The organism is Chitinophaga dinghuensis (assembly GCF_003259435.1).
Lineage (GTDB): Bacteria > Bacteroidota > Bacteroidia > Chitinophagales > Chitinophagaceae > Chitinophaga > Chitinophaga dinghuensis.
Map to the genome: position 1 here is coordinate 431,674 of NZ_QLMA01000008.1, position 12,164 is coordinate 443,837.

Consider the following 12,164-nt stretch of genomic DNA (forward strand, 5'->3'; position numbering starts at 1 on the left):
TCAGATGATTAATTCATTAATAGCGTTATTTTCCTGGGTCAGCCAGAGGCGTTCGTCTGTGAGAAATGCCAGTTTGGCTGTGGTTTTATTTTCAAACATCTCCTGGATAGCAATATCGGCCCCTGTTTCTTTGCGGATACGATTGATCAGCATCAGCGCTTTGAGGCTATCGCCGCCCATCTCGAAGAAATCGTCGTCTGCCCCTATTCCCTTGGCCCCGAAGATATCCTCCATCATTCCTGCGATCTTCAATTCAGTGGGCGACTCTGGCGCTTTGAAACCGTTTGCCAGATGACGCCGGTTGATCTCAGTATGTACCTTTGGTGTTGTTTCTTCCACCGGTTTTGAAGCCAGGTGATTCACCTCCCTTTTCGACACTACTATCTGGCGAATTTCAGGATAGGCAAAAGAAAGATGCAATATCTCCCGCAGGTCTGTATACTGTATCCATGGCGCATCTTTGTGGAGGCGGTCCGGATTGATGACTACCGGTTGCGGCAATCCAGGATATTCCCGAAGTGCCAGGGCATCCATCAAAGCGGCAGCAGAAGCATATAGGCCGTAGGAAATACCTCCTACAAACGCAGAGAGCGTAGAGAACACCCGGAAGAAATCAAGACCTCTGTTTGCAAAAACGTGCAGCAATGTTTGCAACACATCTACCCTTGCTTCAAAATGATGCACCATGGCCGTCAGCGTAATATCGTTTATCAACGCTATATCGCCGTTATACTTTGCAGCATGAATAACGCCATTGATAGTGCCGAACTCGCTTTCTATCGCTTCAATTGCAGACAACCAACTATCTGTATCTGTGAGATCGAATTGCCTGATCTGTGAAATACCGGGCAAGAGGCCGAGTTGATCAAACGATTTCGGGATGCTGGTATGACTGTCTGTACAAATCACCACTTTCGCTGCATAATCCTTTTGGAGCATCTCTGCGAGGGACCAGACTAGTTCATCAAGGTTACCAGTAATTACGCAAACGCCTTCCTGTGGCAATATTGGTAGCATACTGGCAGTTTTTTGCAGCACATCAAACCGCTGCTCCCATCTCCGGCCATAGCGTATGGCTACCTTGTCGGTCTGCGTACCACGGGCTATTTCCTGTTGAATAAGGCGTATATCCTTCTCCGTTAATGTGGTGGTATCTAAATCAAGTACAGTGGCATTAAACGCAGCGTTCTCCTGGGCGGCTACCTGTAACAATGCCGCAGTATGCTGTTGCAGACTCCCAGCGGTCTCATTGCCGCTCACCTGGAAGTTCCGGTCGCAGAGGAAGGTAAAGCGCATGTTTACATCCCGGCATGCTTTCAGTAATTCCAGCAGCATTTGGTAATCCTCACTACTGTCTGCATGGGAAGATAACGCCCAGGCATATACGATATGTACGGTATCTGTTGTTGTAGATTGCAGGCACTCCAACAGGCGGTCCATGCAATATTCGGAGGCTGTATCCAGGAATATGCGACCCGGTATGCTGGTATCAAAACTGGTAGATTTCAGTACTTCAGTGACTTCATGCCCAGCGGCTACCAAAGCTTCCAACAACTGACTGGCAGCAGCAGAGCCATCGTTAAAGAACAGGATGTTCTTTAACGTATCACTGGAAACGGGCAGTGGACTGTGTTTCCAGGCCGGTATATAGTATGCCTCCGTCAATGTTTTGGTAGCAGTACTTTGATGCTGCAACAGGCTATCCGACAGGGTTACCTTAGCGGTAATCACCAATGGATCGAATGAATAAGTAGGCAGATGCAATTTCGACGGCTTCGTGTCTCCATAAAAAACATTCCAGTCAATATCATATCCGTTTACCCATACATTGCCCAGGAAGCTGGCAAAATGTTGCGTATCTGCCACCTGATCCCGTTGATGGCGAATAGTAGTCAGTACCGCCGCTTCGTTAGCCGGTCCTTTCACCCTGTTGATAAAAGAAGCCAGCGTACGGCCAGGGCCAATCTCTACAAATACAGGGCGATCCAGTTCCAGTAAGGTTTGTAACCCCTTCTCGAAATAAACGGTGGACAGCAGATGTTCGCACCAATAATCCGGAGCCTGCGCTTGTTCAGCGGTGATAAGCTTTCCGCTAACATTGGAAACAAACGGGATTGCAGGGGCATGTAGCTTTACCTGTGACAAAGCCGCTTTAAATGGAGCTATTACCGGCTCCATCATCGGCGAATGAAATGCGTGGGAGGTTTGTAAGCTGATCGCTGAAATACCCAGCTGGGCCAGCTTTTCTTTTACAAGCGCCATATTGCTATGGGTACCGCTCAATACACAGGAGTCTTGCGTATTGACCGCAGCTACTGCTACCTGTGTCAACAAGTCTTTATCCAATCTACTAAGGGGCGCCGCCACGCTCAGCATTTCTCCAGTTTCCGCAGCGAACATCAGCGCAGCACGCTGACTGATCAGCCGCACCGCATCTTCAAAACTGAAAACACCGCTGATAGTAGCCGCAACATATTCACCCAGACTATGACCTATCATATAATCCGGGCGGATACCCAACTGTATCAACCACATTGCCAGCGCATATTCCAGCACAAACAATAAAGGCTGGGTATATAATGTGTCATGCAGTCGTTTGTCATCCGACTCGTTAAAAAGGATCGATTTAAAATCAATATTATTATGCTGTTGCAATAACGCAAGGCCTTTATCCAACTGCTCCCGGAAACCCGGATATTTTTCATACAGTTCGCGGCCCATATTTACATATTGCGCTCCCTGACCAGAAAACATAAACACCATATGATGACCAGGCATCACAGTATGTGTTGGAGTACTGGCTGTCAGCTGTTGGATCAACCCTTCCACAGATGCGGCCACCAGGCACTTGCGGTAATCCAATGACCGACGCCCCGTTTGCAGCGTGCAGGCGATACTGTTAATATCCGCAGCAGGGTTTTCCCGTAGAAAATCCTGTAAGCGAATTTCATAACGTTCCAATGCCTCCGGTGAGGCGGCGGATATACGAAATACCTGGTGTCCTCTGTCCAACGCCTTAGTACTTACCGTGGGTACTTCCTGTAACACCATGTGTACATTTGTGCCACCTATTCCAAAAGAGCTCACCCCCGCTGTCAGCAACGTTCCCTTCCAGGGAGCAGTGCTGGCATTTACATAAAAAGGTCCACCAGAGAAGTTCACAGCAGGATTAGCCTGATTAAAATGCAGACTTCCTGGTATAGTCCGATGATGTATGGCAAGTGCGGTCTTAATCAATCCAGATACGCCGGCTGCTTCGTCCGCATGGCCCATATTGGATTTGATGGTACTCAATGCGCATTTATGTGTAGTATCGTTATTGAAAGCGATATTAAGCGCCTCTACTTCGATGGGATCGCCGATCCTGGTAGCCGTTCCATGTGCTTCCACATAGGTAACATCTGTGGGAGATACGCCGGAGATTTTATGTGCCAGTCGGATACATTCTGCCTGCCCTTGTATGCTGGGCATGGTATATCCGCCTTTTTCACTGCCATCATTATTCATGGCAGAGCCTTTGATGACGGCGTAGATATCATCTCCATCCAGCAGCGCATCTTCCAGTCGCTTCAGGATTACTACCCCTGCGGCATCGCAGGCAATAGTGCCGGAGGAAGTGCTGTCGAATGTTTTATTGTGACCATCCCGGGAAGTAATACCGCCTTCCTGGTGAAAGTACCCTTTTTCTTCATCGCTGGAAAGGCGCGCCCCTCCTACCACTGCAATGCCGCATTCATTCAGGAGCAGACTTCTGCAAGCCAGATGCGCTGTACTGAGAGAAGTGGAGCAGGCGGTATCAATAAAATAACAAGGCCCTTTGAAATTGAATTTATAAGCAATCAGGGACGCCATGAAATTAGGATTGGAGAGCTTCCTTTTGGTCATGTCATCCACATGCGGAACAGGTGTAACGGTAGCGTATACACTCCATGGCAGGTTTTTATTGGCTCCCATGAAGATGCCCGTTTTTTTGTGATAGGTTTCAGGCGTACAACCCGCATCTTCCAATGCTTCCCATACCAACTGGTGCATCAGCCTTGTTTGCGGGTCCATAATACCTGCTTCATGCACGGTGTAACGGAATAATGGATAATCAAATTTTTCGGTATCCGATACAAACGATCCCGCACCTACGAAATTGGGCTGCTGACGGTCGCTTAAAGACACGCCTTTTTCTTCCAGTTCCTTCTCTGTGAAGAAGTGGATCAATTCCTCGCCGTTATACAAGTTATCCCACAACTCCTTGATGGAAGCTGATTTCGGGAACCTGCCGGACATGCCGATGATGGCAATATCTTTCTTCATATTGAATGGGGGTATTAAACATTATTCATAAAATCCAGCAGATCATCCACATCCTCCAATTCATTTTCCTGCACCTGCATTTTCTCGGTCTTATGTTGCTCCAGGTAATCAGACAATGCGCGCACGGTAGGATACTGGAATAATACGATGATCTTTAATTCCCGTTGCAGGGCATTGTTCATGATGTTTAAAAGCTGGAATGCTTTCATAGAGTTGCCACCGATCTCAAAGAAGTTATCATCTATACCCAGGTCTTCTGTTTTAAGATATTCTCCCCAGAGTACTACCAGTTGTTTCTGTAGCGGGGTACGCGGAGGTGCTGCTACCCTTGCCACTACGCCGCTGTTATCGGGCATTGGCAGCCGCAGATGATCAATTTTACCATTAGCAGTGTGCGGGAATTCTTCCACTCTTACCATAAACGCTGGCACCATAAAGGCTGGCAACTGTTGCTTCACAAATGCAGTGAGTGCATGTGCATCCGCGTCTCCACGGAAATAAGCCACCAACTGAGGTTGATCTTTTACTTTCATCGCCGCTACCACACATTGCTGCACTGCAGGGTGCGATAACAGTACGCTTTCTATCTCTTCCAGCTCTATCCGATAACCTTTCAGCTTCACTTGCCTGTCGAGGCGACCAAGGCATTCCAATTCTCCGTTAGGCAGCCAGCGACCTAAATCTCCGGTTCTGTAGATACGGGCGCCCGGCTTGTACGGATCAGGAAGGAAGCAACTATCAGTCAACTCCTGGTTAAAAAGATAACCCAGGGCCACACCATCTCCACCGATGCATATTTCTCCATTTACCCCAACCGGGCAAAGCTGTTGCAGATGATCCAAAATGTATATGCTGGTATTGGCAATAGGTTTACCTATTGTAACAGCGCCAGTGGCATTCAACTCCTTTACAGCAGACCAGATGGTAGTTTCCGTAGGACCGTACATATTGAATATATTCCGTCCTGTATGTGTGGAAAGTTTTTCCGCCAGGGATCTCTTCAATGCCTCTCCTCCTACCAACAACGTATTGATCTGCTGTAAGGCTTCATAGCTACGAGGATGCAGTAACAATTCTTCATAGAGGGAAGGGGTCGACTGCATATGCGTTACATGATAACGCGTTATCAAAGCGGCCGTTTCCTGATCGCCGGTCAGTCTTTCCATCCTTTGCACTACCAGGTCTGCCTGGGCTTTCTTTCTCGCCACCAGCTCTTTCAATCGGTGCAGATGTTGCAGACTATTGATCACCTGATCATCCGGAATACCGAAATCAATCAGACAGGCAATCTCATTGACGCCAGATGCATATATTCTGTTGATGATATCCAGGCAATCTTCAGGAGTACCAAAAAGTCCGCTGGTACTATAAAATCGCAGGAATCCCATTTCCAGGAGCGTATCCATATCCTGTTCTACATCCAGGCCATTTTCTTCCGCGATAGGTTTCAGTAAGCCCAGCGAATTCCGGAGATAATTTTTAAATGGCTCTTCTACAGTAGCTCTGATATTTGCTGCGTCGGCATCTACAAATGTGTGTACCATCAGCGCCACTTTTCCCTGTGAGGGGTGGAAGCCATGTTCTTTTAATGCCTCCTGGTAGATACGTACTTTATCTGCCAGATCTTCTATGCTTTGGCCCAGCAGGTGCGTCAATACATTTGCGCCGATGCTTCCTGCATAGCGGAAGGTTTCCGGGCTGCCGGCAGCGGTGATCCAGAGCTGCAGCTTTTCCTGTACTGGCTTGGGATGCAGCCAGAATTCAAAATCTTTCCCTACGCCATTTTTACGGGTGAGCGACTGACCCTCCCAGAGATGGGTGAGCGTAGTAATTTTATCGCGCATCGACTGATGTCTGTTCTGGTATTCTGTGGGCGCCAGCACAAAATCGTTTGGATGCCAACCAGAAGCGATAGAGAGCTCCACTCTTCCGTTGGATAAATTATCAATCATCGACCATTCTTCCGCTACTCTCACAGGATCGTGCAATGGCAGTACCACACTACCAGAACGAATGGTAATGTTGCGGGTGATCGTAGATACCGCGGCAGCGGCTACAGAAGGATTCGGGAACTGGTCTCCGAAATTATGGAAATGTCGCTCCGGCACCCAGATCGCTTTGAACCCGTTCTGGTCCGCGAAGGTGGCCCCTTCCAGTAATAGCCGATATTTATTGGTATCAGATTGTGAGCCGGTAGGAAAATAGAAAAGACTGAAATCGAGATGCGGCCTTTGTTGTACGGCTACGGGCGTTTCCAGCTGTATGACTACCTTATCTCCTCTCGTGATCGTCCATAAGAGTTCCAGTATAGAGATATCAAAGCTGATGCTCGTTACAGCCAACCAGGTACTCGCTTGTTGCTCCTGGGGAAAATGCAACGCCATTCCTTCCATGAAATTCACCAGGTTACGATGCGAAACCTGCACCCCTTTGGGCTTTCCGGAAGACCCTGAAGTGAATATCACATATGCAGCCGAAGCGCTGTCGGGGTATGGCATTTGCCGGGCGGCAGTATCCTGCCATAATGCATGATTGGAAACATTGATGACAGTAAACCCTGCAGCGATGATAGCGCTAGTGTCATTATCTGCCAGCATAAATTGCGTCCGACTATAAGTAGCCACGTAGTCGATTCTGTCCAGCGGATAGAACGGATCTATTGGCAGATAGGCCGCTCCTGTTCGGAGCACCGCAAGGATAGCTACTACCAGATCTACAGATCTGCTCATACATACCCCTACGCATTCGCCTACGCCAATGCCGGCATTGGAAAGGTAGGCAGCAAGTGCGGCAGACTGTGCATTCAATGCGGCATAGCTCAGTGTCTTTTCTTCGCACACCAGTGCAATAGCTTCCGGCGTTGCAGCAGCCTGTTTTTCAAAGAGCGCTACAAACGTAGTAGCGGTATCGTAAGGATGCGCTGTATCGTTGAAACCGGATACCAGTTGCGCTATTTGCGCCGCATCCAGGTAGGCGATGCGTTGCACTTCCTTCTCCGGGGCAGTAATGGCCTCGCGAAGGAAGGATTCAAAATTGGCGGCCATCTGCGCCACAAATTCCGGTTGAAAAAGATCTGTGTTGTAGTCAATCACAGCAGACAAACGTTCCTCATCTTCAGAGAAGGTAAACGTCAGATCATATTTACTCACTTTAGCAGTGAGCTCATTATAAAACGATGTTTTCAATGACTGAAATCCGCCGCTGGCAGCGTTGCCTGCAGCATTCCATTGGTGCGCTACCAGTACGTCAAACAATGGAGAACGACTCACATCTCTGGCAATGTTCAGCTTATTCACCAGATCTCCGAAAGAGTAACTGGCATGTGCGTATGCCCCATCCAATACCGACTTTTGTAATTCGTATATTTTCCGGAAGTTGTCTTCCGCCTGAAATTGCAGGCGTACCGGCAATGTATTAATGTATAAACCCACCTGCCCTTGCAGGTCCGGCGTGTTTCTGCCTGAAACCGGCGTACCAAGGATAATATCTGTTTGACCAGTATAGCGATACAGCAAACCATTCAAAGCCGCCATCAGTGTAGTGAAGGTGGTGCCTTTCTGCTCTCTTGAAAATGCTTTGAGCTTTTTTACCAGGTCTGCCGGATAATGATGTACAAAGGCCGCCCCTGCATATGTTTTAAGGGCAGGACGCGTTTGATATGTTGGCATATTAAGTACCGGCAGCTCTCCTTCAAAATGCGATAACCAGTATTTTTCTTCTGCGGACCGATCGTACCCCGAAGATTCCCATACAGCATAATCCTTGAACTGAATGCTCAATGCAGGTAAAGTGGCATCTACATCGCTGACGATCGCATTATAGAACTGCATCAGCTCCTGTACAATAATTTCCAGGGAGGCTGCATCCGCAATGATATGATGGATATTCAGTCCCAGTATATGATGGGTGGCCGACTGACGGATCAGACATACCCGCCATAGGAAATTATCTTTGAGCAGAAACGGCGTATTGCTAAAAGTAGTCACGGCCTCTTTCACGGCCTGTTCGTCGTCCAGGACGATCAGGTGGAGATCCGGGAGACTGGCAGCAGGCTCCAGTATACGATGTACGATCTCGCCATTCTCTGATTCTGTAAAATGTGTACGGAGTATTTCGTGTCTGGTTACCAACCTTGCCAACGCCTCCTGTAAAGCCGGCACCTGCAGGTCGCCTTCCAGTTGCAATATCACAGGCAGATTATAAGCGCTGTTGATCTCCTCCATCTGGCATAATATCCAGAACCGCCATTGCGCCGTAGTAATCGGGTAAGTGTCCGCCGATGCTGCCACCGGAATATGCACAGTACCATTACCCTGCTGGAGCGAAGACAAGTATGCAATGATATCCTGCTTATGTTCTTTAAGAGATGCCAACAGGGCCGCTGGAATTTCTTCCTTTTCAAAAGACAGTTCGAGGTTGGCTCCGGAGAGAGTGACCAATATACCCTGCTCCCGAAGCTGTTTTAACAAAAATGGGATATTCATACTTAGATGAGGATTTTTTTCTGATTTACAGATACCTGCGGTTGCAATTGCTGTGTCAGGAGTTGTTCTATGTGAAGCGCAAAAACGGAAATGCACGGATCTGTGATAAACAGGTCCAGCCGGAAATCAATACTGTACTCTTTCTTAACAAGATTCAGCATTTTGTACATACTGAGACTATGTCCTCCTAATTCAAAGAAATTATCCGTAGTACCTACTTTATCCAATGCTAGCACCTGCATCCATAACTCGGCCAGACGCTTTTCAACAGGTGTTTCCGGCGCCACATAGGCAGTATGCAAGGCTGCATACTGGCTGATATCCGGCAATGCAGTTTTGTCTATCTTACCATTCAGCGTTACAGGCAATGTTTCCATGATTACCACATGTGCAGGCACCATATAGTCTGGCAGCACGCTGGCAAGTTTACGACGTATATCCGTTGCTGTTACATTCCCATCAGGCACCACATAGGCAACTAATTGTTTTTCTCCATTCTTCATCACTACATCTACATGTGCCTGTAAAATGCTGTCTGATCCAAGCAGGTGACTTTTGATTTCCCCCAGTTCTATCCTGTAACCGCGAATTTTCACTTGATTATCATTCCTACCGAGGTATACCAGGTTACCATCTTTTGCGAGGTAAGCGAGATCCCCGGTTTTATAGGTAACCGTATCAGACCAGGGCAATTGCCGGAATCTTTCTGACGTGAGTTCAGGCAGATGCTGATAACCCGCAGCCACATTGGCTCCTCCGATATACACTTCGCCGGTAACATACAGCGGCACCGGTTGGCGGTGCGAATCCAGCAAATAAACATCCGTATTAGGCAATGGCTTGCCAATAGGCACATATGCCCGGTAATTCTGTAGTGCGGCACTCATGGTATAACTCGTCACCACGTGGGTTTCTGAAGGACCATAGTGATTATGCAATCGTAATGATGGATACTGATGTAAGAAATTCTCCAGCGTCTTGTTCACCGTCAGCTGCTCGCCTGCACATAGAATATGTTTAATCTGCTGTTGTTCGATGAAGGAAGGTTCCAGCTTGTCGAAGAAGTTAGACAAGGCAGAAAAAGGGAAACACAGCGTTTCGATGCTATTTTTGATGATGTAGTCAGACAAAGACTCAAAATCCGCTTTCATCTCTTCCGGCGTTATATAGATCGTACCGCCGCTGCTAAACACGAACCAGCAATCCTGTACCGATACATCGAAGCTGAAAGAATTGTATTGCAGGAACCGTAAACCCGCGTCTACACCAGATTCATTAATATTCCAATGGATGAGATTATTGAGCATACTATGCGTTTGCAGCACGCCTTTGGGTTTGCCGGTAGAACCAGATGTATAAATCAGGAAAGCAGCATCCGAAGGTTGGTTGGTCAGTACCAGATGCTGGCTGCTCCAATCGGAATAATTGAAACCTTCGAGATCTATGAATTCGATTCCTTCCAGTATCGATTCTTCCACAATATCTTTACTACCCAACACCAGGGCAAGATCAGCATCCTCCATGATGTAGCGGATACGGTCTTTCTGATATTTATGATCAACCGGCACATAACAAGCGCCTGATTTGATGATGGCAATCATGGCCAGGGCACTGAGATGAGAGCGTTCCAACAGTACCCCAATATTCACTCCAGGCTTTGCCCCATGTACCTTTCGCAGGTAGTCGGCCAGCTGGTTTGTCTGGTCATTGAGTTGGCGGTAAGTGAGCGATTCTTCTTTAAATACAAGTGCAATATCATCAGGCGTTTTCTCCACTTGTGATTCCATCAGGGAAATTACACTTTCCGTTACATAGGCAGGTTTTACTTCACCCGCAGTGAAAGCATAATCTGCGGCCGACAAATAGCCGATACCAGCGAGAGGTATTCCCGGCTGGCTGAAAACGGCTTCCAGCAACTGTTGGAAGTGTTGCAGGAATTGTAGTATCAGTTGTCTGTCGTACAGGTCTGTATTATATTCTGCGCTCAGCGTAAGTGGGCCTTTGTTGCCCGACACACTGATGAGCAGGTCGAATTTACTGCCTGTATGCTCCGTCAATTCATAATTGTTAGATGTAGACGGGGCGGGATGATTGTCTGGCAATACTACCAGCATCACATCAAAAACAGGATTCCGGGAAGCGTCCTTTTTCAGTCGCAGCGCTTTCACTACTTCTTCAAACGGATATTGCTGATGCTGGTGGGCTGCTTCTACCGTCTGTTTTACCTGACTAAAAAACGTATGGAAAGTATCCGTGTCTTTCATTTCATTACGCAACGCAACTGTATTCGTATAAAATCCGATCTGTTCCTTCAGATCCGGATGTTCTCTTGCTGCAAAAGGGCTACCAATAATGATATCATTAGCGCCAGTATATTTGTTGAGGATAATATGGAGCGACGCTAGTACAACAGTAAAGAGGGTGCTGTTGTGGCTAAGCGCGTATTGGGTCATCATCCTGCCTACTTGTTCCGATATATGCGTGGTGATCGTTTCACCCTGATAGGTTTTCACAGGAGGGCGGACTCCTTTTAAAGGGAATGCCAGTACGGGAAGTTCTCCATGTAATTGCTGCAACCAATATTGTTGCTGTGCAGCCAACTGCCCGTTTTCCAGCTGCTGAAGGGCCCAGGCAGTATAATCACGGTATTGTATTCTAAGCGGCTGTAAGCCGGATGTGGTACCCGCTTGGTATGCCTGCAATATAGCTGCGATCTCCTGTTGTAATATAGGCAGCGACCAGGCATCCGAAATAATATGATGCATCGCCCAATGCAATAGTAACCGGTTCTCCGGTAATTGAAAGATGATCACACGGAACAAAGGACCCTGTTCCAGATCAAAGAGTAATTGTGCATCTTCTCTGATCAGCGCTTTTACCTCTTCCTGTAAATTATTAGCACTCGTGCAATCCACCGTGCGTAGTGTTACTTTGAAATCGTTCGCAGACACTACCCGCTGAAAAATATCCTGCTGCTCATCTGATACAAAAACAGTACGGAGGACTTCGTGTCTCCCTACAATATCATCAATAGTTTTTTCCAGTATATCAGGTGTTACATCAGGTAACAGCATTTGAAATCCGGTATAGTAAGCGCGTGAAGCCTCTTCCTGCTGGGATTCCAGCCATAATCGCAATTGAGCGCCAGACACCGGATAATACGCCGCGTCTGGTATACGGGGAATTGGCGTATACTTCTCTTTGCCGGCTATTGCTTGCAGATAGGCGACAATCTCCGGCTTGTTATTTTTCAGGAGACTGATAGTTTCTTCGTTACGATGAGCCACAGGAATATCTACCTCCAGTTGGCCTTCTACTAGTCGGATTGCAATTCCTTTTTCCCTGATTGCTTTAATAACAGATACGATTTCCATG

3 protein-coding genes are annotated in these 12,164 nt (G+C 47.5%); all 3 read right to left on the minus strand.

Features of this window, described 5'->3' with window-relative positions; translation table 11 throughout:
- From CLV59_RS23460 to CLV59_RS23470, 3 genes are read right to left on the minus strand one after another with little or no spacing between them, the layout of a single operon-like run.
- A complete protein-coding gene (locus CLV59_RS23460; protein ID WP_111594505.1) occupies positions 1-4,305 on the minus strand; it encodes a type I polyketide synthase in 4,305 nt (1,434 codons plus the stop codon).
- A 14-nt stretch (positions 4,306-4,319) separates the two neighbouring features.
- The gene (locus tag CLV59_RS23465; protein ID WP_111594506.1) at positions 4,320-8,789 is read right to left on the minus strand and encodes a MupA/Atu3671 family FMN-dependent luciferase-like monooxygenase; all 4,470 of its coding nucleotides are present in this window, start codon (positions 8,787-8,789) and stop codon (positions 4,320-4,322) included.
- 2 nt (positions 8,790-8,791) lie between these two features.
- Positions 8,792-12,163: a non-ribosomal peptide synthetase gene (locus tag CLV59_RS23470; protein WP_111594507.1), complete on the minus strand. Its 3,372-nt coding sequence runs from the start codon at positions 12,161-12,163 to the stop codon at positions 8,792-8,794.
- Between the last annotated feature and the right edge of the window lies 1 nt (position 12,164).

Bases quoted from the DNA above. Each gene is read 5' to 3' on its own strand.
- CLV59_RS23460 (WP_111594505.1), bottom strand. From the start codon at position 4,305: ATGAAGAAAGATATTGCCATCATCGGCATGTCCGGCAGGTTCCCGAAA.
- CLV59_RS23465 (WP_111594506.1), bottom strand. From the start codon at position 8,789: ATGAATATCCCATTTTTGTTAAAACAGCTTCGGGAGCAGGGTATATTG.
- CLV59_RS23470 (WP_111594507.1), bottom strand. From the start codon at position 12,163: ATGGAAATCGTATCTGTTATTAAAGCAATCAGGGAAAAAGGAATTGCA.